General features: G+C 40.9%; 24 protein-coding genes and 2 tRNA genes. 9 read left to right on the plus strand and 17 right to left on the minus strand.

The features are described 5' to 3' along the window. Positions 1-4 precede the first annotated feature (4 nt). Positions 5-1,087 carry a site-2 protease family protein gene (locus MED121_RS13510; protein WP_009834273.1) on the plus strand — a complete coding sequence of 361 codons (1,083 nt, stop codon included), beginning with the start codon at positions 5-7 and terminating at the stop codon, positions 1,085-1,087. Positions 1,088-1,104: 17 nt separating this feature from the next. On the opposite strand, the gene MED121_RS13515 is transcribed toward MED121_RS13510, so the two are convergent. From MED121_RS13515 to MED121_RS13560, 10 genes are all read right to left on the minus strand, one after another. Continuing rightward, positions 1,105-2,532, minus strand: a complete 1,428-nt coding sequence (locus MED121_RS13515; protein WP_009834274.1) for a deoxyribodipyrimidine photo-lyase — start codon at positions 2,530-2,532, stop codon at positions 1,105-1,107. After that, positions 2,529-3,293, minus strand: a complete 765-nt coding sequence (locus MED121_RS13520) for an SDR family NAD(P)-dependent oxidoreductase (protein WP_009834275.1) — start codon at positions 3,291-3,293, stop codon at positions 2,529-2,531. Before MED121_RS13520 ends, MED121_RS13515 begins: the two co-directional genes overlap by 4 nt. Continuing rightward, a complete protein-coding gene (locus MED121_RS13525; protein WP_009834276.1) occupies positions 3,290-4,504 on the minus strand; it encodes an FAD-dependent oxidoreductase in 1,215 nt (404 codons plus the stop codon). Before MED121_RS13525 ends, MED121_RS13520 begins: the two co-directional genes overlap by 4 nt. 298 nt (positions 4,505-4,802) lie before the next feature. Further along, on the minus strand, positions 4,803-5,159 hold the full coding sequence (locus tag MED121_RS13530) for a DNA-binding protein (RefSeq protein ID WP_009834277.1): 357 nt from the start codon (positions 5,157-5,159) through the stop codon (positions 4,803-4,805). A gap of 121 nt (positions 5,160-5,280) precedes the next feature. Beyond that, complete coding sequence (locus MED121_RS13535; RefSeq protein WP_036180487.1) at positions 5,281-5,580, minus strand: type II toxin-antitoxin system HigB family toxin; 300 nt, start codon at positions 5,578-5,580, stop codon at positions 5,281-5,283. A gap of 318 nt (positions 5,581-5,898) precedes the next feature. After that, entirely contained in the window at positions 5,899-6,831 is a 933-nt protein-coding gene (locus MED121_RS13540; RefSeq protein WP_009834279.1) for a hypothetical protein, read from the minus strand. Continuing rightward, complete coding sequence (locus MED121_RS13545) at positions 6,831-7,685, minus strand: hypothetical protein (protein WP_131470990.1); 855 nt, start codon at positions 7,683-7,685, stop codon at positions 6,831-6,833. Before MED121_RS13545 ends, MED121_RS13540 begins: the two co-directional genes overlap by 1 nt. A gap of 291 nt (positions 7,686-7,976) precedes the next feature. Further along, positions 7,977-8,795, minus strand: coding sequence for an AraC family transcriptional regulator (locus MED121_RS13550; protein ID WP_009834281.1), 819 nt, complete (start codon positions 8,793-8,795; stop codon positions 7,977-7,979). Positions 8,796-8,815: 20 nt separating this feature from the next. Next, positions 8,816-9,421, minus strand: a complete 606-nt coding sequence (locus tag MED121_RS13555; RefSeq protein ID WP_009834282.1) for a LysE family translocator — start codon at positions 9,419-9,421, stop codon at positions 8,816-8,818. Positions 9,422-9,579: 158 nt separating this feature from the next. Then, complete coding sequence (locus tag MED121_RS13560; RefSeq protein WP_009834283.1) at positions 9,580-10,506, minus strand: LysR family transcriptional regulator; 927 nt, start codon at positions 10,504-10,506, stop codon at positions 9,580-9,582. 269 nt (positions 10,507-10,775) lie between these two features. On the opposite strand from MED121_RS13560, the gene MED121_RS13565 reads away from it, so the two are divergent. The 6 genes from MED121_RS13565 to MED121_RS13590 all read left to right on the plus strand — a co-directional run bounded on the left by MED121_RS13565 (position 10,776) and on the right by MED121_RS13590 (position 17,208). Further along, on the plus strand, positions 10,776-11,810 hold the full coding sequence (locus MED121_RS13565) for an amino acid ABC transporter substrate-binding protein (RefSeq protein WP_036180489.1): 1,035 nt from the start codon (positions 10,776-10,778) through the stop codon (positions 11,808-11,810). Between the two features lie 83 nt (positions 11,811-11,893). Then, a complete protein-coding gene (locus MED121_RS13570) occupies positions 11,894-13,045 on the plus strand; it encodes an ABC transporter permease subunit (RefSeq protein ID WP_009834285.1) in 1,152 nt (383 codons plus the stop codon). 13 nt (positions 13,046-13,058) lie between these two features. Beyond that, the gene (locus tag MED121_RS13575; RefSeq protein WP_009834286.1) at positions 13,059-14,174 is read left to right on the plus strand and encodes an amino acid ABC transporter permease; all 1,116 of its coding nucleotides are present in this window, start codon (positions 13,059-13,061) and stop codon (positions 14,172-14,174) included. Between the two features lie 28 nt (positions 14,175-14,202). Next, positions 14,203-14,940 carry an amino acid ABC transporter ATP-binding protein gene (locus tag MED121_RS13580; RefSeq protein ID WP_278043830.1) on the plus strand — a complete coding sequence of 246 codons (738 nt, stop codon included), beginning with the start codon at positions 14,203-14,205 and terminating at the stop codon, positions 14,938-14,940. 184 nt (positions 14,941-15,124) lie between these two features. Further along, positions 15,125-16,144, plus strand: a complete 1,020-nt coding sequence (locus MED121_RS13585) for an asparaginase (protein WP_009834288.1) — start codon at positions 15,125-15,127, stop codon at positions 16,142-16,144. Between the two features lie 11 nt (positions 16,145-16,155). Continuing rightward, positions 16,156-17,208: a P1 family peptidase gene (locus MED121_RS13590; RefSeq protein ID WP_009834289.1), complete on the plus strand. Its 1,053-nt coding sequence runs from the start codon at positions 16,156-16,158 to the stop codon at positions 17,206-17,208. Between the two features lie 249 nt (positions 17,209-17,457). On the opposite strand, the gene MED121_RS13595 is transcribed toward MED121_RS13590, so the two are convergent. Both MED121_RS13595 and MED121_RS13600 read right to left on the minus strand, forming a co-directional pair. Continuing rightward, positions 17,458-17,533: transfer RNA gene (locus tag MED121_RS13595), tRNA-Phe, on the minus strand. A gap of 339 nt (positions 17,534-17,872) precedes the next feature. After that, positions 17,873-17,948, minus strand: a tRNA-Phe gene (locus MED121_RS13600). Positions 17,949-18,079: 131 nt separating this feature from the next. On the opposite strand from MED121_RS13600, the gene trmL reads away from it, so the two are divergent. Together trmL and MED121_RS13610 are read left to right on the plus strand one after the other, a co-directional pair. Then, positions 18,080-18,553: a tRNA (uridine(34)/cytosine(34)/5-carboxymethylaminomethyluridine(34)-2'-O)-methyltransferase TrmL gene (trmL, locus tag MED121_RS13605; protein WP_009834290.1), complete on the plus strand. Its 474-nt coding sequence runs from the start codon at positions 18,080-18,082 to the stop codon at positions 18,551-18,553. A gap of 42 nt (positions 18,554-18,595) precedes the next feature. Beyond that, entirely contained in the window at positions 18,596-19,705 is a 1,110-nt protein-coding gene (locus tag MED121_RS13610; protein ID WP_036180493.1) for a potassium channel protein, read from the plus strand. Between the two features lie 123 nt (positions 19,706-19,828). Here the strand turns inward: MED121_RS13610 and MED121_RS13615 are convergent, their stop codons facing one another. From MED121_RS13615 to MED121_RS13635, 5 genes are all read right to left on the minus strand, one after another. Then, on the minus strand, positions 19,829-20,080 hold the full coding sequence (locus MED121_RS13615) for a YfhL family 4Fe-4S dicluster ferredoxin (protein WP_009834292.1): 252 nt from the start codon (positions 20,078-20,080) through the stop codon (positions 19,829-19,831). Between the two features lie 27 nt (positions 20,081-20,107). Then, the gene (gene coaD, locus MED121_RS13620; RefSeq protein WP_036180497.1) at positions 20,108-20,614 is read right to left on the minus strand and encodes a pantetheine-phosphate adenylyltransferase; all 507 of its coding nucleotides are present in this window, start codon (positions 20,612-20,614) and stop codon (positions 20,108-20,110) included. Between the two features lie 180 nt (positions 20,615-20,794). Then, on the minus strand, positions 20,795-21,340 hold the full coding sequence (locus MED121_RS13625) for a YggT family protein (protein ID WP_009834294.1): 546 nt from the start codon (positions 21,338-21,340) through the stop codon (positions 20,795-20,797). A 2-nt stretch (positions 21,341-21,342) separates the two neighbouring features. Next, a complete protein-coding gene (gene proC, locus MED121_RS13630) occupies positions 21,343-22,179 on the minus strand; it encodes a pyrroline-5-carboxylate reductase (protein WP_009834295.1) in 837 nt (278 codons plus the stop codon). A 64-nt stretch (positions 22,180-22,243) separates the two neighbouring features. Beyond that, positions 22,244-22,933 carry a YggS family pyridoxal phosphate-dependent enzyme gene (locus tag MED121_RS13635; protein ID WP_009834296.1) on the minus strand — a complete coding sequence of 230 codons (690 nt, stop codon included), beginning with the start codon at positions 22,931-22,933 and terminating at the stop codon, positions 22,244-22,246. Positions 22,934-22,943: the final 10 nt, after the last annotated feature.

The raw sequence follows: 22,943 nt of genomic DNA on the forward strand, positions 1-22,943 counted from the left end.
TGCATTGCAATTACTCAGTATTGATTGTCTAGGCCGAGAGCTCAGACTAGAAGGCACTTTATCTGGCTGGCAGGCTTTATTTTGGGATAATCAGCTTGTATCAGAGAAGAATGCCAGTGCAGATCCAGACCCTATGTCTCAACATTCTTTCAGTTTAAATAGGGGAGAGACAGAGTATTTATGTGAGCTCAATTGCCAGCTCGATTGGCAACCCTTTGGTTTAGAGTATGAGCTCAAAATAAACCAAGAAACAGTGAGCTCTAATCGTGTACAACAGTCCGATATCGAAAAACAGGTACCTGTAGAAAGGCAAGGGCCGAAAGAGAAGATTAGCCCCTTTGGTTTAATGTCCTTAGCCTTTAAATTATTTAAGAGTGTTAAGGTCATCAAGGCCTTATTAGTTGCTGGTAGCCTAGCCGCTTATTCTTGGCTTTTTTCACTGCCTTTCGCTTTAGGCCTAATTCTGTGTCTTGTTGTCCATGAATACGGTCATGTTAGAGCCATGAAATACTTTGGCATGAAAACCAAAGGCATTTATTTAATTCCTTTTGTCGGTGGTTTGGCACTTTCAGAAAACAAGATAAATACCCGCTGGCAAGAAGTAGTCATAGCCATCATGGGGCCTTTCTTTGGCCTGCTTTTATCCTTAGCCAGTTTGGTTGTGTATTGGTTCACTGGCATAGAAATGTTTGCCGGCCTCGCGGTGTATAACGCCCTACTTAACCTCTTCAATTTATTACCTATTCTGCCCTTAGATGGGGGACATATTATGAAGAGTATCACCTTCTCCATGCACTCTGTGGTGGGCTTGGTGCTATGTATTTTGGGGGCCGCGTTAGGTGTACTGACGAGTTATTACTTTGGCCTAGCCTTATTAGCCTTGATGTTGGCCATTGGGAGTAGTGAAATCATGATGGAATGGAAAATGCGCAAGCATAATCAGCTATTGCCACTAGATAGATATGGTCAGATCTTCTCCATCGTCTGGTATCTGGGTACCATGATTGCCCTGGCCAGCATTATTTATGTACTGGGCCAAGGCGATAACGAAGCCCTTTCACTTCCTATGAAGATACTTGGTAGTTAAAACCGAGTAAAAAGTGCTTATTTAAGTGATTTAAAGGCCTCTAGTGCGGCTTCGCGGGAGGCTTTTAAATCAATAATAGGCTGAGGGTAAGTCTCACCCAATTTGACTCCGGCCTCTTGCAGCACTAATTCAGGCGCTTCCCAAGGCGAAAACAGGTACTTTTTTGGTAATAGAGAAATTTCAGGTACAAATTTTTTAATATAGTCCCCTTCAGCATCAAAACGTTGCCCTTGAACCACAGGATTAAATATTCTGAAATACGGTGCTGCATCGGCGCCACAACCTGCGACCCACTGCCAACTGGCACTGTTGTTAGCAAGGTCTGCATCTAATAAGGTATCCCAAAACCAACGCTCACCCTGATGCCAATGAATACGCAAATTTTTAACCAAAAAAGACGCGACTATCATGCGTACTCGGTTATGCATATAACCGGTTTGCCACAGCTCTCGCATGCCGGCATCTACCATAGGAATACCAGTCTTACCTTGTTGCCAGGCCCTTAATAAAGAATCTTTAGACGAAGTATCTTCCTCTCGCCAAGGGAAAGCATCAAACTTAGATTGCAGGTTGTGTGTGGGTAAACTTGGATTAACAAACAACTGACTATAGGAAAACTCTCGCCAACCAAGCTCGCTACAAAAATGATCCACATGCTCATTATCTGCCACACTTTGCACCCCATACCAAAGCTGATTAGGTGAGATTTCACCAAAGTGAATATGCGGAGAAAGGCGTGTTACAAAGGGCTTTGAAGGTATATTACGCCCTTCTTTATAGCTAGCTAATCCTTCTTCTAAGAACTTGAAAAACTGGCTTTGCGCCTTGTCTTCACCTATCTGCCACAGATCTTTAAAGGGCTCATCCCAAGCAATGGTCGGCAAGAGGTTTAACCCATCTAACGCCTGCCCCTTATCATCCTTAAGATAAACCGCTTGATTATCTGGCCTTGGTAAAGGCTGCCTTGGCATTTCGGCTTTTAAACAGCCCTTACGATAAAAAGGGGTGAAGACTTTGTAAGCTGTGCCGTCTGGCTTTTTAATCTGCCAAGGCTCCCATAAAAGCGAGGCATTATAGCTTTGCACTTGAATACCTATTTCTTTCAACGTTTGCTTTATCTTCTCATCCCGCTGCATGCGCCAAGGCTCATAACATCGATTCCAAACCACATGGGTCACATCCAATCGCTCAATAAGCTCTAGCAACACCTCAAGCGGCTCACCCTTATACAGATTTAAACAAGCTGTTAATGAGGCATCTAACGCCGTTAAAGAATGATGCAACCACCAGCGGCTAGCTCCTCCCATGGCAAATTCATTCGCATTTTTATCATCCAAAATATAAATTGGCAGCACATCGCCTTGGCTGACAGCAGCACTTAATGCAGGGTTATCAGATAAGCGTAAATCTTGTCGAAACCAATGAATCACTAAAGGTTTGTTCATGGGGCTATCTCCTGACCGTCCCAAGCAAAGCACTTGCCGGTTTGATTGGGGGTTAACGTTAATAAGGTGTCCAAAAGATAGTTAGCTGAATCTAGAGGACAAAAGAGCTTTCCTGCGGGGACATTGGCCTGAAACGGCTTAGATAAATCACTGTCGACCGTGCCTGGGTGCAAACCCACTATAATGGCGCTCTTATTTCGCCTTGCGGTTTCTATACCCGCATTTTTAATCACCATATTAAGGGCGGCCTTAGAAGCACGATAGGCATACCAACCGCCTAACCCATTATCAGAAATACTACCTACTCTGGCGGACAAAGCAGCAAATCCTGAGGTCGACTGCTTATTTAACTGCGGGATGAAGTGTTTCGCTAATAGGCTAGGGGTAATGCAATTGGCTTGATAAAGCGCCATCATCTTTTCGGCAGATAACTCTCTCAATGACTTCTCTGGCGTTATCTCCCCTTGATGCAATATGCCTGTCGCCACTATGACGAGATCAAGAGGACCAGTGTGAGCGGCTAAGTCAGCACATTTCGCAATTGACTCTTCATCATCATAATCAATCCTAGCCTCTTGATATTTATCTGTTTTATCTTCTAAAGAGTGGAGTGAAGCCGCGCGAGAAAAACCATAAATACGCGCATCGGGAAAGCGACTAATAAGCACCTCGACTAAAGCTTTACCTATAGCACCAGAGCAACCAATAACGGCGATATTTTTCAGATTAGCTAGCTCAGCTCTTACTTCGAATATGCTCATGCCCTTTCCTCTTGTTGGTTTAGCTCATCACTTATAAACTTTTGATTCATAACATTAAAAAGGCTTTGAGCACTGTTGAGCGCTCCCGCAATATCACCTGAATCTAACCAGTCTCCACAGATCCCTAAGTTTGAATCTGTATCTAAAATATAAGATGGACCTGTATCTGAACCCATCTTGTGTCTCGCTAAGCGCCAATAATGGGAGGTTAAAATGCGAACAGGATCATGAATAGCAAACTGCGAACAAAAAGCTTGAACCAGCTCTAACGCGGCCTCTTCTTGGGAGACTCCTTCTTGTTCTTGCGCTTTGGCCCATTGATAGTTGCTCTCTAACATCCAGATGTCTTTATCAATGTTATGGTTGGCCGTCTCATGCAGAATGCCTTTATGAGATAGTCGAGTTGCTTTAGCTAAAATGCCATGCCCTCCTTGATATACACCTACCCTGTGATCAAGCAAAGAAGGTGTTTCTATGGCACAAACATACTGGCCTAAACTCATCTCTGACGCTGCTTTAACTCTTTGATATTCGAGAGATTCTTCGAATAATCCAGAAGCAGTTAACAAGCCTAAGGTTTGCTCAGCAGGGCTTGTGATAACCACCTTATTTGCCATCACAATGAGTTCACCTTCTTCATCGTACAAGTACCATACTGAACTCACTTTCTCGATTTGACACACCCTACATGCGGTAATTTGCTTCACTCCAGCCGCCATATGTTTGTGCCAGGTATTCATAGAAGGGAGCGCCGTCAGCCCATGAGTAGGCTCTTCAAAAGGTTCAAACACCTCAAAGCCAAAATGACACGTTTGATAGCGCCAAGAGGTTAAAATACCCGCTTCTTGCCAATTATGAATACGATCTTCAAGGGTTTTGTGCTTAATGGACTCTGGAGAAAATGACGCCGCTCCAAGATCAATGCTGAGTTGAGTCGTTTCATTCTGACTATTGCTAAGGCTATTTTTGTTTCGCTTGCGAGACAACTGACCTGAAGAAGGCGCAGCAATGCTCACACGTCGGCGGCTACAACGCCCCCCTAGACCACGACTTTTTTCGATCAAAACACAGTTAGCACCTGCTTCTTGCAACAGATTTGCCATCAAACATCCAGCTGTCCCTGCGCCAACAATCGCCACATCAACACATTCCGCCGCGGTTTCACGGCTTACCGCTTCTTCTGCGACAGGTACTTCACTTTCTAAAGACATAGCCCTCTCCACTAGACTCATCAAGCTGTACAAAACAGAGTTATCTATACAACAAGAAAATTTGTATAAGTTTATTCTTGTACATAAATATTAAATGTACAAGAATAAATTTTAAAATAGTGAGATCTAAGAACTGTCTGTTATGAATGAAGTGATAAATATTTATATTTGAACTGCGATAAGAAAGGACTATTTATCGTCTTAATAAAATAGTGCATAGAATGAAACAAGGGCTCAAAGAGCTGTTTTTACATTACTGAGTTAAAATGCAGAGTTAAAGTACAGAGTTTCAGGCAATTCAATAATCCTTTACGAGAATATCCAGAGGAATATTCAAGCCTTTATGCAACTTTCGAATCATATTTAAAGATAAACGACGCTGAAATTTTAGAATCTCTGTGACGCGGCTACGGGTACCTAAAAAAGGTACTAGGTCTTTATCTTCAAGGCCTTGTTGTTCCATACGAAATCGAATGGCTTCAATAGGGTTGGGCGGATCAATGGGGAAGTGAACTTCTTCAAAGACATGGACCAGTGTACCTAGTATTTCTAGCTCATCACCTTCTGGTGTATTTAGCTCTGCATCCCACAATTCTTCTATGCGGGCTAGGGCGGCTTTATGGTCTTCGGCTGTTTTGATCGGTTTAATGTGCATATTCTATTCCTCCTCTAACCTTCTCTATTTTAACTTTTTATAGCTTGGCTCTGCTTGTTCTGGACATTAGTATCTGACCTGTTGTGATCTGGCTTCTCATAATTTACCCCCTTAATTAGGGCTAGATGGTCGCTGCATCTATCTTGTCATATTGAGCATGAGTTCCCACAAAACGGATATAAACCATGGAAAAATCATAATTAACTGCCACGATTAGCCGATATTTATTGCCATGGATATTAAAAACCACACGCTTATTTCCCACTAAGCTCGCATTTCGATAAAGTGCTTTTATATCCTGCGGTGTTTTCCAATGAGCCTTCTTAACCTCGTCATACCATGACTTCAGAGGCTGTTCCGCATCTTGGTAATTAGCGTGTAACCAGAAGTCTCGCAAATGGGCTCTGGATATGACTCTCATAGAAACTCCTTTTCCCATTATGGGAAACAATCATTTATTCGTCAATAAATATTTCCCAATTTGGGAATAGATTCGTCATTTACCTCTTTTAGGCACATGAATTCGATCTAAAGGTCACGATAGGGAAAGGAGAAATATCTAAAGAAAGACGACACTGGAGCTTGGCGATTAGATAGTTTTGACATGTGAGATTCCTCATCCTTGAGTGAATCCAATAAAGCTAGACCGCTGATTGAAGGTGGTCAATGAGTATAAGTCAGATATAAATCATCACGTGAAGACCCTGCGTAATACTTGAGTATCATCAGAGTAGGTTCACTAGAACAGCCTTATATCTCTTCTTGTGTTAAAATACTCATCAATATTTTTTAAGTTTAGCTTTTGATTATTATATTCAGATGACAAATAAGCTCGGAATTCATAACCAAATTTATATGTTTTTTCTCCCCAGTCTTCATTATCTTCTTCACCTTGATCTTCATCAAAAGCTAAAGTTTCAAAGTTATATATTTCAACTATAAAGCTCTTATTACCCTTATTAAATCTTAAACTTGATTTTTTATTAAATGCAAATGATGAAATTTCATTATAAAGATCAAGAGAAAATGACAAATATAATTTAGAAACGCCCAAATCTAATACAATATTTGTAAGACGATAATCTGAATCTTCATAGTAAGGAGATAATAGCTTGTTAATTTCAAAAATAGACTCTAAAAAATAAAGATAACTTAAGTGAGTATTTTCCTTTTGCGAAAAGGAAATATTTATAAAACATTCATCTAAATAATTCAAAAGAGTTTTATGGTTTATATCAACATATGGCTCAAAGTAACTAGCGCTATTCTTTACAAATATTGCTTTATAAAGTTCTTCAACATCTACTTTTTCATAACCATACTTTTTGCTTAGCGTTTCAATTTTACTTTTGAATACTTCTTTATGTTTAATATGATTTTCAAAACTGTTTTTTTGCTCTGTCGCTTGAATTTGTGCAACAGTCTGAATAGATCTGTGATTAGAAGCTACAAGTGCAACTAACGGAAAGACTAACGCAGCTACGCCTAAACTAAATTTATGCCTTTTAATCGCATCATTAAAACACTCAGAAGTTAAGAAAAGTTGAAGGCTTTCGGGTGAGTAGTAGTCTGCAGAAGTGATGACAATCGCTACGATAAAAGCAGCGCCAAGCGGCCCCCATAGTGCCCACTTAAACTCTTTTAGTTCGGTTAGTTTTTGAGAGTGTGGCATTAAGAATTTTCCTTTTCAACTTCAAGAAGTCTTTGCTTAATAATTTGTTCTTTTGACCAAGTAATATAAGCAGTAGAAAAACCAGAAGATAGGTCTGTAATGTATACGTCATCAGGTGAAAAGAAAGAGATAATTTCATTTAAAATGATAACAATATAATTTCTCATGACAATTATAAAATTATCAATTTCGCTTTCATTTTTAACACTTAACCCTTCATTAGTTATAAATTCTAGCCAACAACTATCAGAAAAAACTCTGATTTTATTTATATTTAATAAATTAAAAATATGATAGATATTTGAATAGCATTCCATTGAATTTATTTCATCAAAACTGTCTTCAGAAAGAAGTTTTTCAAAGCGGAAAACAAAAAATGAAACTTGTTTCAAAACTCCATCATCAATAACAAAGGTTTCAAATTTATTAATGTTATTTTTTGGATGAATTTTTTTATATAGACCATAAATATTAAAAAACTCAAATTCTACCGTTTGCCTATTTTTAATATTATTAATATATTCGTGGAAATATTCCTGATGCTTATAGTAATTTTCAAAATTGTTTTTTGCTTCAGTTAAAACAATTTGGGATTCAGCCTTTTCAATTTGAGCAGCTGTTTGTACAGATCTATGATGTGAAGCGACTAAAGCTACTGCCGGAAAGATAAGCGCTAGTATAGCTAAAGGCACTTTGAATAATTCGAAAGCGTAGTTAAAGCAATCAGGCGACCAACAAAGGTCAGGCAAGCCACTACGGTACATTGCTCCCCACACAAAACATGCTAAGGCGACAGGAACGCAGATAGCTACCCAAAAGCTTCGTAAATTCCATAAATGTTCTTTTGACCGCATATTCATCCCTGAAAGCTTTGGTAGTTACTAAAGCAACCTATCAGAAACGTTTTAGCTATTTGAGTCAAGGTAGTAGGCCGTTGTTTTGAAACAAAAAAGCCCTTTCTATATTTCTATAGAAAGGGCTTTGTAATGCTTAAGGTTAACTAACCAATGGGCGTTAGCTGGCCTTTTGTCTTGCCGCTTTGCTGGGGCAGTGTACTTTGAATTAACCCCATTATTTCTCCTATGCCTCGGCTTTTGTTAGGGAGCTATTTCTAACCCTGCAGCAAAGGCACTAAATAATAATATTCACACAAAAAAAGACTGGTAGTGCCTTGGGGTGATGGCCATGCGTTTTTTGAAATGTCGTTGAAAATGGCTTTGATCCGCAAAGCCTAAATCACTTGCGGTATCGATAAGACTACGGCCATTTTGCAGTAACAGTTTGGCTTTTTTGATACGTTGGTCGAGCTGGAAAGCATGGGGAGACTGACCATAAGCCTGTTTGAAGCTGCGCACCAGATGATAACGACTCAAACCTACTTCTTGGGAGAAGTCATCTAAGGTGATATTTTGCTCTAGGGCATCCATTATCATGTCTTTAACACGACTGACGCGATTAATATCAGGGCGAATCAGGTCTGAGTGTATGGCATATTTAGCTTCAAAAGCATGCTGTATATAGTCTAGTAACAAGCACTCGGCAGCCAACAAGTCATTTTGCGATAAAAGACTGTTAAAGACTTGTTCGAAAAGATGGTAGCTTTTCTTATCTCTCTGGTAATTATCATCAAATGGCAAGAAATCCCATGTATCTCCTTTGAAAATCTCGTGTTGTTGCTGGCCCATATAATTCGCATCTATGAAGAGCATACGATAGGACCACTCGCCATCGGCAGGGTTACAGGAATGGGCATCCCCAGGATTTATGGTAACCGTATCCCCTTGAATGATGTCATTGTGCTTATTTAGGTTTTGGTAGTTAGCCCTACCTTTGTCGATAACACCAAAAGAGAATTCATCATGGCTATGGGTTTGATAACAAGCGCTTGAACCATTGGCACGACGCAATTCGGCATAGGGCAGCAAGGGGCTTTTTTTAAAAAAGACCGTATCGTCTTGAGCCATTTACTACCTCCTTTCTTTGGTTAAAAACTAACCGTCATTAAGACAACTAAGATTACTAACAAGATGGCCATAAGTCGATTAAATAGCACCTGCTGCTTAGCGTTAGATAAAAAACGTCGAATCACATCGCCCATCAAGGCCCAAGAGCCAATCCCAATAAAACACATAAAGAATGAGACAAGACAAAAAGCTAAGAGGTACAGATAGTAAGGGTTATTCACATTAACAAATACAGCGACTCCCGACATAGAGACTAACCAAGCTTTAGGGTTGAGCCATTGGCTTAAAGCCCCTTGTAATAGGCTAGGAGGTGATTGCTTCTGGGTATCGTCTTCCATGGATTGCACAGGTGCAGAGGCAATTTTATAGGCCATATACAGCAGAAAAGCAGAGCCACACACCTGTAACGCTTGGCTCAAGCTAGGAAAGGCAAACAGCAGTTGGCTTAAACCAATACCCGCTAAAAATACAATCAAGGTATACGCCAAAGTCGCGCCAATCACATGGGGAAGGGTACGTCTAAAACCAAAACTTGCGGCAGTGCCTGTCGCGATAATATTCACAGGCCCTGGGGAAATTGCGCCTATCAGAGCAAACAACATCATAGAAATAACGACTACAAACATTTAAGCATCCTCAAACGATTCTCACACAATATGAATGCCTGCAGCTTAAGTCAGCCTCATTTGAAAAGATTGAACGTTATTGCGCTTTAAATTTTGTTAGTGCTTAGAACGAAAAAAGGCCAGCTATAAAAGCTGGCCTCACCTATAGTAACTTGATCTTAATACTCATCATGAAGAGCGATTCTCTCTACGAGTACTTGCCAAATTTTATCTACTCTTGGTTCAGTACTATCACCATATCTAAAAATTTTAATCATCATTTGAATATCCTCAGATATTTCATCGGCTCGCATTAAACGGCCATCTTTTAATTCATCTTTTATGATTGAAAGCGGTAACCAGGCGACGCCATAACCTTCAAGTGCCATCGCTTTTAAATTCATTGTCACAGAAGATTCATAAGAAGGCTTTAGCTTTAAATTTTTATAACTCGTTTCAAGCTTATGTGTTACATAACGGTTAAGCTGAGTACTCACACTGTATTGTAGATAGGGTATTGGCTGAGTGTTTTTACCTGATAGCAGCCAACTAGGGTTACCATTTTCATCAGGACTTACAATTGGTACTAAAGACTCTCTTCCAAGAAGTAATGATGGATACTTTTCTTTATCAATCAAATTAAACTGATATTTATCTTCATAGCTGATAAAAAAATCAACGATACCTTCATCTAAAGAACTTAAATAGGCATCAACGCTTCTAAAATCCGTCCTCACACTTAAAAACTCTGTATCTATATAAGGATTAAGCTCTTTTATCCATATAGGAATAAAAAACTGAGCAAGGGTATTTAAAGTAGAAATGCAAAGCTTCTCTTCATTACCTCTTGTTTGCGCCCTTATATCATTTCGCGCCTGATAAGCAAGGCGAACAATTTGTTGAGCAGTCGTTTTAAACTCTCTTCCTATTTCAGTCGGTTGAACAGGATAACTCGTACGATCTATTAGTTCTGCACCTAACCAAGTCTCTAATGCTTTAATACGGCGGCTAAAAGCTGGCTGAGAAACAAAGCGCTGTTCTGAAGAAATACGAAAATTACCTGAGTTGCATAAACTGAGAAAATCTTCGAGTAACTTAATTTCCATCAATAAAACTCTCTATGCTCTAGGGAAGGTAGGAGGTGGTTAGCCCTAAAATCAGTATAAGAAAGTTAAAGAGCAAACTCAAACAATGCATATTTTGCATGAGTCACATTGATAACGGCATTGGATTCAAGCAAATGGCTAGCTTAATGTTAAGTGAAACGCAGAGGGTAAGTCAGCGTTTCTGATAAAGAATCCAAATGAAATCAGCAGTTAGGATCATTTGCCTTACCCTCTTCGTTCACAGCGAAACTTATTAGACGAGGTTAATAATGATCAAAATAAAAACAATATTATCAGCGATTACAAGTGTCACGCTTCTTACAGGAATGGGTGCCACTGCTCCTGTGTTTGCTGACACCCTTGATGACGTCAAAAAACGAGGCTTTCTTCGTTGCGGGACTGGTGAGGCAAAAGCAGGGTTTGCTATGCCTGGCGACAATAACCAATGGCAAGGGATGGAAATCGATTATTGTAAAGCACTCTCTAGTGCTGTTTTTGGAGATGAGACTAAGTTTGAAGTAGTACCTGTTACTTCTAAAGTTCGCTTCACGTCACTAACATCACGCGAAATTGATGTACTAGTCAAAGGCACAACCTGGACTTATTCTCGAGATGCAAAACTCGGTGTCGATTTTGCTGCCTATTGGTTCTTTGATGGACAAGGCTTTTTAATCAAAAAGGAACTTGGCGTTACATCTGCAAAACAACTTAATGGTGCAACAATTTGCATTTCCCCTGGCACCACATCAGAAAAAAATGTCGCCGACTTTTTTAGAACTTATGACATGAAGTACAAGCCAGTTGTCATTAAGGCAGGCCCTGAAACCCTTGATGCATTACAAAAAGGTCGCTGTGATGTGATAACCAATGACCTTTCTGCGCTTGCTTCTGATCGACAGAAGTTCACAAACCCAGATGACTTTGTTGTATTGCAAGACAATATTGCAAAAGAACCTCTTTCCCTTTACGTACGTCAAAATGATAGCCGTTGGAAAGATGTCATCACTTGGACCCGTAATGCACTTGTGGAAGCAGAAGAGCTAGGGATAACACAAGAAAATGTAGGGCAGCATGCTAAACACCCGATTGACCCAAGAGTAGCCCGTCTATTAGGTGCAAAAGGAGCCTATGGAGAAATGCTAGGTTTACCGAATACTTGGGCTCACGATGCTATTAGTGCGGTAGGTAATTATGGTGAGATATTTGAACGAAATGTTGGCGAACAAACTCGTATGGGTTTAACAAGAAACCTCAATCAACAATGGTATGACGGCGGTCTTGTTTTCGCACCTCCGTTCCGTTAAGCCTTCCACTCATTCAAAGGAGCAGTCAAACCACGTTTGTCTGCTCAATTTACCTAATAACTTAATTTGAGTAGCCCCAAACTATGCTGATGATATTAAGAGATGAACGAAAAAGAGCCATTTTTGACCAAGTGCTTTTTTTAGTCATTGTTAGTGCTTTCATCTATTACTTAAGCGCCAATTTAATCGAGAACCTTAACCGCTTAGGCATTTCTACTGGCTTTAGCTTCTTATGGCAAGAAGCTGGTTATCAAATCGGCGGTGCTTTAATCGATTTTGATGATACCGATTCGTATGCCTTAGCTCATATTGTTGGTTTGCTAAACACCCTACTTGCGACATTTCTTATTATTGTTTCAGCCAGCATTCTGGGCTTTATTATTGGTATTCTCAGAATGAGCCCTAACCCTTTGATGACCAACTCTATTCGTTATGTCATTGAAGTAATTAGAAATATCCCTTCTCTTGTTCATATCGTAATTTGGTTTTCACTTGCGTTACATTTGCCACCAGTGCGCCAAAGCTTTGATATTTACAACACAGTATTCATCAGCAATCGAGGGATTTATCTTCCGGATCCAAACTTTGAATCAGGTATGTGGGGGGTTTTATTTCTATTTATTTGCCTGCTCGCATACGCTTTTTTTCGTAAGCGTAAAGCCCAGCAGTTGATGCGTGAAACAGGTAAATATCAAGCCACCTTTTTATCTAATACTTTAATCATTTGGGGGGGAACTATCTGTGCTTATCTATTATTTGGTTTACCCATTACTTGGCAGGCTCCAACGCTGTCGGGGTTTGATTTTGATGGTGGCATTACCATTGCACCTGAGCTATTTGCTATTTGGATTGCTCTTTCCATTTACTTCTCTTCACATGTGGCTGAATTAGTACGAGGTGGTGTTCAATCAGTTTCCAAAGGTCAATTTGAAGCGGCCTCAGCTTTAGGAGTTAGGTACTCAATTACCATGAAAATGGTAGTGATACCTCAAGCGATGAGAGTCATAGTGCCACCACTTACAAATGTGTATCAAAACATCCTAAAAACCACCTCATTAGGTGTAGCGATTGGGTACGCAGAAATGACAGCAACAACAGGTGGAACAACGCTAAATCTCACAGGACAAGCCATCGAATGCATACTGTTGATGATGGTTAGTTACGGCATTATTAGCCTTATCATTGCCGCTATTATGGACCAAATTAATAAACACGTCGCCATTGTTGAGCGCTAATAGGAGATAAAAAATGGCTACACATAAAACACTCAGTAAAGTGAACTTAACACCACCTGAAAGTCGGGCACGTCCCCAAAACAAAATGACCTTGCTCCAAAAAGCGCGTCAGCGATACTTTTCAAATTTGCTCAATAGCTTTTTAACTCTCAGTGTCATAATCGCTTTTATCTTAATTTTGCCGCCATTATTACAATGGGCTATTTTCGATGCCGTTTTTATAGGTAGCACCCAAGAAGCTTGTGAAGTCGCTGCAGGTGCTTGTTGGTTACCTATAGCAGCTCGCTTTGACCTATTTGTTTATGGCTTTTATCCTGAGACGGAAACTTGGCGCGTCAATCTAGTCTTTGCGGCCAGCTTCTTCACCTTAGTTGTCTTAGTATGGCGACGTATCAGTATGAAACTGAAACTCGTTTATATCGTCGCATTCCTACCCGCTTTAATTTTTGTCTTACTTTACGGCGGTGTATTTGGCCTAGACAGTGTTTCAAGTAACAAGTTTGGTGGATTAATCATCACTATCTTTCTTGGGTTAATAGGGTCAATTCTTTCTTTACCCTTGGGTATTTTTCTCGCTTTAGGTCGCCGCTCAACACGCCCTGTCATTCGTATATTTTGTGTTTCAGTGATCGAGCTATTTCGTGCTATGCCAATGATCACCTGGCTGTTTATGGGCGCGTTAGTGTTACAGCTATTTTTACCTAATGGCATGGAAGTCGACAAGATGATACGTGTGGTCTTCATCCTTGTACTTGTCTCTGCGGCAAGTAAAGCAGAGATTATTCGAGCCGGATTACAGGCAATCCCTGTAGGCCAGTTTGAAGCTTCTGCAGCCTTAGGTGTGGGTTACTGGCGAACAATGTCAATGGTCATTATGCCTCAGGTACTAAAGGTGTCTATTCCCGCTATGTTGAATTCATTTATCGGTATGTTCAAAGATACCTCTTTGGTTGCCATTATTGGTTTGCTCGATTTCTTATCGGTCGGTATGGCAACCATGAATAGTGACGAGTGGGGTAAATACGGTATTGAAGTCTATATTTTTGTGGCAATGATTTACTTTGTCATTTTATTTACTATTTCCAGGTTCTCCCTAACTCTGGAAAAGCAGCTTGAGACTGGTCATTAATTAAGTGCCCTCAGAGGAGAAAAGTATTTTGGAATCTATCATTAAAGTAAATAAACTAAACAAGTGGTACGGCGACTTTCATGCTCTAGTAGATGTGGAACTTAACGTCTCATTAGGTGAAAAAATCGTCATTTGTGGCCCTTCAGGCTCAGGTAAATCAACCATGATACGTTGCTTAAATCGCCTAGAAGAGCACCAAGAAGGCTCTATTATTGTCGACGATATTGAGCTAACTCACGATATTAAAAATATTGAAGCTGTCCGCAGTGAAGTAGGCATGGTTTTCCAACACTTCAATTTATTTCCCCATATGACGGTACTAGAAAATTGTATGTTTGCCCTTCGCTGGGTTCGTAAGATGCCAGAAAAAGAGGCAAAGGAAGTCGCCATGCAGTTTTTAAAACGTGTTTATATTGATATTCATGCCAATAAGTTCCCTGGACAACTATCTGGAGGTCAGCAACAAAGGGTCGCTATTGCTCGGGCACTTTGTATGAAACCAAGAGTCATGTTATTTGACGAACCCACATCTGCATTAGACCCTGAAATGGTTTCTGAGGTGCTTGATACCATGGTTGAGCTCGCTGAAGAAGGCATGACCATGCTTTGTGTTACTCACGAAATGGGATTTGCCAAGAAGATAGCAGATCGTGTCATTTTTATGGATGCCGGAAGAATCGTTGAGGAAGCAGATCCAGATAGTTTTTTTGCTAATCCTCAATCACAACGTGGTAAAGACTTCCTAAGCCAGATACTCCAACACTGATTTCAAAAACAGCCTAAAAAAAGCAAGTGATTTGTACCTCCAATTTTTATTGTTTAACAATTGGAGTGGATACGCTTATCTCATTTAAATGAATAAACAGGTGATAGCTTGGTAATCACAGCTCATAAACAGTTATCAATTGAGCTTACTAGCCTATCACCTCTAAATAAAACCGAGGAAAATCATGAACAAACTATATGAGCTTTTCACTGAAGTGACTCGCGGAGATACCGTTGAAAGCCGCCATTTTGGGGCCGCTGTTGTTTGTGACTATAAAGGAAATATTCTTCACCAATGGGGTGATATTGACCAATTAGTCTTCCCACGCTCAGCACTTAAACCCATACAAGCAATTGGCTTGGTCGAAAGTGGTGCCAGTAGCCAGTATGAGCTTAGCGATGCAGAAATCGCCCTAGCCTGTGCTTCTCATCTAGGTGAAGATATCCATGTTGACGTAGTAAGAGAATGGCTTGACCGCCTTGGTCTCAATCAAGATCATCTAGCATGTGGCTCTCAACTACCTTCACACACAGAAAGTGCTCATAAGTTATTGGCGCAAGATCAGAGCCCGTGTCGAATACATCATAACTGCTCAGGAAAACATGCGGGATTTCTTACAACCGCGCAATATCTAAAGCAACCGGTAGAGAATTACCATCAACTCGATCACCCGGTTCAAAAGCTTTCCTTTGAGATTATTGCCGATCTTACACAGCTCGACCCGCATAACCACCCTATCGGAGTAGATGGATGTGGCTTTCCAGCCATAACACTTCCACTGAAAAGCCTTGGTACTGCTATGGCTCGTTTTGCCAATCCAGTAGATTTATCTGATGATCGTGCTAAAGCAATTAAAAGAATACACAAGGCGTTAGCACAAGCGCCCCTCTATATCGCAGGTCATGGTTCAACAGCGAGTGAATTAATCGAGGTCACTCAAGGTACAGTACTCGCTAAGAATGGCGCAGAAGGTGTTTTTGTTGCCGCTTTACCAGAACAAGGCTTGGGAGTTGCACTAAAAATTTCCGACGGCAACCCTAGAGGCCGCAGTGTGGCCTTGCTTGCTATTTTAGATCAGCTAGGTGTCTTGTCTGATTCACATAAACAGCAACTGCAAGAGCATATCAAACCAGACGTTTTAAATTCTCGAAACGAAAAAGTAGGGGAAATTCGCCCAGCGGCCCCGCTAATGAGTAAAAAATAAGGTCTGCCACTATGCTAGAACAAAAACGTATCCGCGATTTTGGTATCACCATAGGTGAGATGGAGCCAGGTGCTAAAAACTCAATTACAGATATTGAAGGCATTAAGGTGGGACACACAACAGTGTCCCATGGGTCAGCTCAAACGGGTGTAACAGCAATTTTTCCCCAGGATAGAAACCTTTTCCAAAATAAAATAACCGCTGCGGTTCATGTTATCAATGGCTTTGGAAAATCGATGGGGCTAATGCAAGTTGAGGAAATGGGGGTTATTGAAACCCCTATTCTACTCACAAATACCTTAAGCATAGGAGTCGCCAGTAATGTACTTATTCAGTATATGCTCGATCAAAATAAGGATATCGGCGATACAACCAGTACGGTTAATCCTATGGTCTTTGAATGCAATGATGCCTATCTGAATGACATTCGGGGTAGTCATATCAAACCAGAACATGTCATGAATGCACTCAATAACGCTGATTCAGACTTTAAAGAAGGCTCTGTTGGCGCAGCTACTGGCATGTCTTGCTATAAGCTAAAAGGCGGTATTGGCACGGCTTCACGACGCATAAAACTGGGTGAAGAAGAAGGTCATCTAGGTGCTTTAGTGATGACAAATATGGGACAAAAACGCGACTTAACAATCGCAGGAAAGCAGATTGGACAAGACATCATTAATACTGATGGTGATGATAAACAGCCAGATGAAGGCTCGATTATTATTATTCTCGCCACAGACTTACCTTTAACCGAACGGCAATTAAAACGAGTTGCAAAAAGGGCCATCCTTGGCTTAAGTAGAACAGGCTCTTATATAGGTAACGGTAGCGGTGAAGTGGTGTTAGCTTTCACCACAAAAAATTCAGTTTCCCATTACAAACAGGCCACAATAGAGAGTTTTAATCGTATTCATGAAAAAGAGCTGGATCTTTTATTTAGAGCAGCAGCAGAGTCAACAGAAGAAGCCATTCTTAACTCTATGATTACCGCCAAAAGGACAACAGGACGTCATGGTCATACAAGAAGTTCACTAACAGAATTTGCCCACTTGTTTGACAACTAAAGAGTAAAACTTAGATGACTTTAAAGGCCAATACACAGGTATTTACTCACTCCAAAACCCTATGAACTAATCTATCCCTTTTAAGCCCTTGCGTACGGTGAAAATCCCACACAACTTTAATGCCGTACGCTTTTTTAATAAAGCTTAGCCTCTTCCTTATACTGTCATGGCGATAACAAATAATGCGACGCCTAAAAGGCGTAAATTAAACAAAAAAGGCCAGCTATAAAAGCTGGCCTTTTTAAATGATGGTGCCCTGACGCGGAATCGAACCACGGACACGAGGATTTTCAATCCTCTGCTCTACCGACTGAGCTATCAGGGCAATCGCGAAGCATTATATAGGATAAGTTATTGAATCGCTAACTTATTTTCAGGATCTTATTTAAGATGAAGCGCTGCTTCAAAATAAAGAGTCAGGCATTTCTGTCCGTGCACCAGACTGAATTTTAAAAGCGTTCATTTTTTATACAAACCAAAGATAAAAGCAAATGCAGCACTGCTAATCATAATCAAAACACCAATTCATAAGATCAGAAAGCCAGATAATAAAAAAGCCCCACAGACCAAGGCCTATGGGGCTTTTTGCTTTTGCAAATTGCTCTATTTGCGAAAGACTGAACGAAAAAAGGTCAGCTTTAAAGCTGACCTTTTTCGGAAATAATGGTGCCCTGACGCGGAATCGAACCACGGACACGAGGATTTTCAATCCTCTGCTCTACCGACTGAGCTATCAGGGCAAGTGCGGCGTATTATATATGAGAAGCAGAAGCCGTCAACCACTTTTTAAATTAATTTTGATTTTTTTAACAATGACTTAGCTAGGGTAATAATTCTGATAAAATGATCCGCATATAAAGAGGCCCGATTTATGCTTAATATCGTTTTATACCAACCAGAAATTCCACCCAATACAGGCAATGTGATTCGCCTGTGCGCCAATACAGGCTATAAACTTCACTTAATCGAACCTTTAGGGTTTGATTTAGACGAAAAGAAAGTCCGTCGCGCTGGCTTAGATTATCATGAGCTTGCCCGTGTAAAGCGCCATAAAGACTGGCAAGCTTTTGTCGACTCGCAAGAGATTGGCAAGGTCTATGCGTTAACAACGAAAGGCAGCAAGGTTCCAAGCGAGGCTAAATTTGAAGCCAATGATGTTTTGGTGTTTGGCCCTGAAACCCGTGGCTTACCCATAGAGTTTATTGAAGCCTTGCCTGCAGAACAAAGACTTAGGTTACCAATGCAACCTAATAGTCGTAGCTTAAACCTATCAAATACAGTTGCTATCATGGTGTATGAATCTTGGCGTCAGCTAGATTATGCAATGCCTTTAGAGGCTGAATAAACCTTAAGATTGAGTAATCAGTGAGAAGGGTGGTTCACTAAGATGAATTCATTATGGACAAAGTTCAGAAAAAAGAAGGGGCGTAAGGATTTTCGTAAGCGGGTTTATATGCACGCTAGTCGAGATTTAAAAACCCGCTTTTTATTATTAGCGCTGGTTTTAGCAGCCCATAGTATCGCCATGGTCATGTTTGAAGACATGAATTGGTGGCAGGCATTTTGGTTAACCATGACCTCAGCCAGTACTACTGGTTATGGTGACATTTCTGCCGCCAGTTTTTGGGGACAAGCAGCCACTATCGTGCTCATTTATGGTTTAGGCATTGCCTTACTAGCACAGATTGCCAGTGACTATATTGAGCTTAGAATTCAAAAAAAAGAAATGGGCATTAAAGGCCAATTGGAGTGGGAAAACATGCATGACCATTTATTAATTATTAATACCCCGACCCTGTATACAGAGTCTTATTTAGAGCGCTTGGTTGATCAAATTTGCAATACGCCAGACCTTGCTCATACGCCAATTCAATTCTTAACCCCTGACTTCCCTGAAGGCCTGCCTTTAAGCTTACGCAGTTATGGCGCGGTTCACCAAACAGGCGAAGCGACTAATCAAGGTGCCTTAGAAGCCTGTAGCGCAGATAAAGCAAAATTTATTGTTGTGCTAAGCCCTGATAGCCAAAACGCTCACAGTGACAGTCTCGTCTTTGACACCTTACATCGTATTAAAGCATTGAATAGCACGGCTTATGTTTTAGCAGAGGCTGTCGACGATCATAATCGCGCTAGATTTAAAGCAGCAGGAGCAAATGCTGTGATTCGCCCAGTAAGAGCTTACCCTGAGATGCTGGTGCGTTCTCTAATTGCACCTGGTACAGAACAGGTACTGGAAGACTTATTCCGTCATCAAGGTGATCATACGGTAAGACTCACGGTCAGTATTCGAGATAAAAGCTGGGCCGAGGTTGTTATCACCTTGATGCAAGCAGGCATAGGGACAGCTTTAGGCTTTGAGGATACAAAAGGTGAAATCGTGACTCAACCAAAAGCCAAACAGCTAATTCAAGCCAATTCTTTAATTGTGATGGTTGATGAAGATATTGACTTGCCAGATAGCCAAAGTCTTCAAGCACTCTTTGATACTGAGCTGTAACTCTTATGCTTAGGTGACGCTTCAGGCCGAGGCGTTTCATAAAGAGATACACGCAAAAATAAAAAGCCAGTCTTGTTTCCAAGACTGGCTTTTTTGTACACCTTGTCGCGCTCTAAAATGGTGTTATAGCTGGCCAGTTAAGGTCAGGTATTTTTCCATTAGCTGCTCTTCTGTTTCCTTATGATTAGGGTCTAGAGGAATACAGTCAACAGGGCAGACAATTTGACACTGGGGCTCATCATAATGGCCCACACATTCGGTACATTTTGCAGGCTCTATTTCATAGATGAGCTCGCCAGGGTAAATAGCCTCGTTGGGGCATTCTGGCTCACACACATCGCAATTGATGCATTCGTCTGTAATTTTTAGAGACATAATAACTTCCTAACGCTAGCCACCCACTTATTTAGCAGCGGCTTCCGCTTTTAAACTCAAGTAACGTGCTTTTAGCACTGATTCTACTTCTGGATGTACGAACAGGCCAAAGTCACCCCCTAATGAGGCAATTTCTCTTACTAGTGTAGATGAAATATAAGAGTGTTTTTCTGAAGGCGTTAAGAATAAGCTTTCCACATCTGGGGCGATAACACGGTTCATGTTGGCAAGTTGAAATTCGTACTCAAAATCAGAGACGGCACGTAAACCACGCACAACAACCTGACCATTTACTGAGCGTGTAAACTCAGTTAACAGGTTATCAAAACCAACGACTTCTACATTAGGTAAATGACCTAATACATTACGTGCTAGAGCGATACGTACATCGTGATCTAAAACAGGACGTTTTTTAGGGCTCGCTGCGACCGCAACCACAACCTTGCTAAACAAACGTGCAGCTCTTTCAACCAAGTCGGCATGGCCATTGGTAATAGGGTCAAATGTTCCTGGGTAAACCGCAATTGCACTCATAGCACTCATCCGAACTTATATTTAAAGGAGGAAAAAGTGAATAACACACTGTGTTTTCTACAGGCATTATTTCTACACATATTTTCCATCAAAGGCGCGCATCATATCGAATTACGCCTCGGTACTCAATTCACCTGATTAGATACCTGTCATTAATTACAAAGCATAACCCGACGAAACTTAGATACCACCAAAGCCAGACAGCATTTGCTTAGCAAAGGAAATACCTAAGAAAATAAAAATTGGTGAGATGTCTAACCCCCCCAAATTAGGCACAAAGCCTCTTACCACACGGTATAAAGGTTCGGTAATTTGGAACACTAATAAGGCTCCGGGATGATTCGCATTAGGGGCAACCCAGCTTAAAATAACCGAAATCAGCATCGCCCAGAAATAAAGATCTAATAAATGATATATGGTTCCCATCACAGTATAAATCAGATACTGAGCCGGGCTCGCATCATACCCTTTAAGTAAAAATACCACCGCCACTGTGACTAGCTGCACGAGCAAAGCTAAGACTACTGAAGCTGAATCAACTCGCCCAATCGAAGGCACAAGCTTACGAATAGGCAAAATTAGAGGGTTTGTCGCTTTTACAATGCCTTGGCTAATTGGGTTATAAAAATCAGCACGGGTCAATTGTAAGACTAACCTTAATAACACAACAAATAGATAAATATTCGCTAAGGTTTTAAGTAAAAAAACAATCGGATCTGACGTCATGTTTATGAGTCCTTTTTCTCAGTTGTTGAGGCAAATAAAGTCGCCATTTCATTCGATCTTGTTATACATGCCTGCATTGCTTGATCAACAATTTTATCTATGTCACTCCCCTCAAATGACAATAACGCTTGTTCTGTTGTGCCATTTGGAGACGTGATATTTTTTCGTAATTGGGCGATATTTTCAGGGGTTTCGGTCACCATTCTAGCGGCACCTAACATGGTATAAGATGCTAATTTACGACAAGATGCTTCGTCTAAACCTTGCGCTTGTCCACTTTTGATCATGGCTTCTAGAAAACGGAAGAAATAAGCAGGCGCACTGCCAGAGAGCGCGGTGACAGTATGCATTTGCTTTTCATCATCAACCCAAAGGGAGTCGCCGACACTGGCAAAGAGCTCAGTTACCCAATCTTTATGAGCATCGCTCACCTTATCATTGGCAATCAGACCTGTCATACCTGAGCCTAGTTGTGAAGGTGTATTAGGCATACTGCGAACTATGGCAACATCACCGAGCCAATCAGCCAAGCTGTCTAAACCTAGGCCCGCCGCTACTGAGATATACACTTGGTCAGAACTCACCATCGGTTTGAATCCTGCAATGACCTCTGCCATTTGAGCCGGTTTAACACACAATACAACCACATCAGCATCACTCACCGCTGCGGCATTATCATGGGTCATATGAATGCCAAGCTCTTGGGCGAAAGCCGCTCGTTTTTCGTCATTACGAGCGGTTCCTGTAATTTGATCAGCAGGATAGCCAGTTTCAATCAAACCTCGAATGATAGCCCCAGCCATATTGCCGACACCAATAAACGCAATGCTTTGTTGCATGTAACTTCCTAATCTTCTTCATCAAGGCCAATTTGGCACCCATGATAATACAAATTTGTTTAATCTAAGCGTAATTTCTTGCGCCAAAAATTGCGGTGCCAATTCTAACCATAGAGCTACCACTCGCAATGGCAGCTTCCATATCACCAGACATACCAATTGATAAGGTATCAACTGTCTCAACCGATTCAGCCAAAGCATGATAAGCCTCGTAAAGCGGCTGGTAAGTGGCGAGTTGGTCCGCTAAGGAGACTTGTGGCGCTGGTATCGCCATCAAGCCACGAAGAATAAGATTGGGCTGATTGCGTACAATTTCAACAAGTTCGTCTAATTCTGCAAGAGAAATCCCTGATTTAGACTCTTCACCACTGATATTTATTTGAATACACACATTGAGCTTAGGTAAATCAGCAGGTCTTTGTTCATTTAAACGTTGTGCAATTTTAGCTCTTTCTAAGGTATGAACCCAATGCATGGACTGTGCAAGGATACGGGTCTTATTCGATTGAATTGGACCGATGAAATGCCATTCTATTCCCTTAAGGTGGGTCAATTGCTGACTTTTATCCGCAGCCTCTTGTACATAGTTTTCACCAAACAAACGTTGTCCTTGTGCGTAGGCTTCTTCAATTGCACTGACGGGTTTGGTTTTACTGACGGCTAATAATTTTACGCTACCCAATGCTCTTTGATATTTTTGTTCAAATGACGTTATTTCAGCTTGGGTCTTTTCAATATTTTCGGCAATTGCCATGGAGGGGACT

It is taken from the genome of Marinomonas sp. MED121, from assembly GCF_000153025.1.
Classification (GTDB): domain Bacteria; phylum Pseudomonadota; class Gammaproteobacteria; order Pseudomonadales; family Marinomonadaceae; genus Marinomonas.

What these genes read in the sequence shown, in the direction of transcription:
- trmL (WP_009834290.1), top strand. Translation starts at nt 18,080, where the DNA reads ATGCTTAATATCGTTTTATACCAACCAGAAATTCCACCCAATACAGGC.
- MED121_RS13590 (WP_009834289.1), top strand. Translation starts at nt 16,156, where the DNA reads ATGCTAGAACAAAAACGTATCCGCGATTTTGGTATCACCATAGGTGAG.
- MED121_RS13535 (WP_036180487.1), bottom strand. Translation starts at nt 5,580, where the DNA reads ATGAGAGTCATATCCAGAGCCCATTTGCGAGACTTCTGGTTACACGCT.
- MED121_RS13570 (WP_009834285.1), top strand. Translation starts at nt 11,894, where the DNA reads ATGCTGATGATATTAAGAGATGAACGAAAAAGAGCCATTTTTGACCAA.
- MED121_RS13545 (WP_131470990.1), bottom strand. Translation starts at nt 7,685, where the DNA reads ATGCGGTCAAAAGAACATTTATGGAATTTACGAAGCTTTTGGGTAGCT.
- MED121_RS13520 (WP_009834275.1), bottom strand. Translation starts at nt 3,293, where the DNA reads ATGAGCATATTCGAAGTAAGAGCTGAGCTAGCTAATCTGAAAAATATC.
- MED121_RS13525 (WP_009834276.1), bottom strand. Translation starts at nt 4,504, where the DNA reads ATGTCTTTAGAAAGTGAAGTACCTGTCGCAGAAGAAGCGGTAAGCCGT.
- MED121_RS13565 (WP_036180489.1), top strand. Translation starts at nt 10,776, where the DNA reads ATGATCAAAATAAAAACAATATTATCAGCGATTACAAGTGTCACGCTT.
- MED121_RS13540 (WP_009834279.1), bottom strand. Translation starts at nt 6,831, where the DNA reads ATGCCACACTCTCAAAAACTAACCGAACTAAAAGAGTTTAAGTGGGCA.
- MED121_RS13615 (WP_009834292.1), bottom strand. Translation starts at nt 20,080, where the DNA reads ATGTCTCTAAAAATTACAGACGAATGCATCAATTGCGATGTGTGTGAG.
- MED121_RS13550 (WP_009834281.1), bottom strand. Translation starts at nt 8,795, where the DNA reads ATGGCTCAAGACGATACGGTCTTTTTTAAAAAAAGCCCCTTGCTGCCC.
- MED121_RS13625 (WP_009834294.1), bottom strand. Translation starts at nt 21,340, where the DNA reads ATGACGTCAGATCCGATTGTTTTTTTACTTAAAACCTTAGCGAATATT.
- coaD (WP_036180497.1), bottom strand. Translation starts at nt 20,614, where the DNA reads ATGAGTGCAATTGCGGTTTACCCAGGAACATTTGACCCTATTACCAAT.
- MED121_RS13515 (WP_009834274.1), bottom strand. Translation starts at nt 2,532, where the DNA reads ATGAACAAACCTTTAGTGATTCATTGGTTTCGACAAGATTTACGCTTA.
- MED121_RS13635 (WP_009834296.1), bottom strand. Translation starts at nt 22,933, where the DNA reads ATGGCAATTGCCGAAAATATTGAAAAGACCCAAGCTGAAATAACGTCA.
- MED121_RS13560 (WP_009834283.1), bottom strand. Translation starts at nt 10,506, where the DNA reads ATGGAAATTAAGTTACTCGAAGATTTTCTCAGTTTATGCAACTCAGGT.
- MED121_RS13585 (WP_009834288.1), top strand. Translation starts at nt 15,125, where the DNA reads ATGAACAAACTATATGAGCTTTTCACTGAAGTGACTCGCGGAGATACC.
- MED121_RS13610 (WP_036180493.1), top strand. Translation starts at nt 18,596, where the DNA reads ATGAATTCATTATGGACAAAGTTCAGAAAAAAGAAGGGGCGTAAGGAT.
- MED121_RS13555 (WP_009834282.1), bottom strand. Translation starts at nt 9,421, where the DNA reads ATGTTTGTAGTCGTTATTTCTATGATGTTGTTTGCTCTGATAGGCGCA.
- MED121_RS13530 (WP_009834277.1), bottom strand. Translation starts at nt 5,159, where the DNA reads ATGCACATTAAACCGATCAAAACAGCCGAAGACCATAAAGCCGCCCTA.
- MED121_RS13575 (WP_009834286.1), top strand. Translation starts at nt 13,059, where the DNA reads ATGGCTACACATAAAACACTCAGTAAAGTGAACTTAACACCACCTGAA.
- proC (WP_009834295.1), bottom strand. Translation starts at nt 22,179, where the DNA reads ATGCAACAAAGCATTGCGTTTATTGGTGTCGGCAATATGGCTGGGGCT.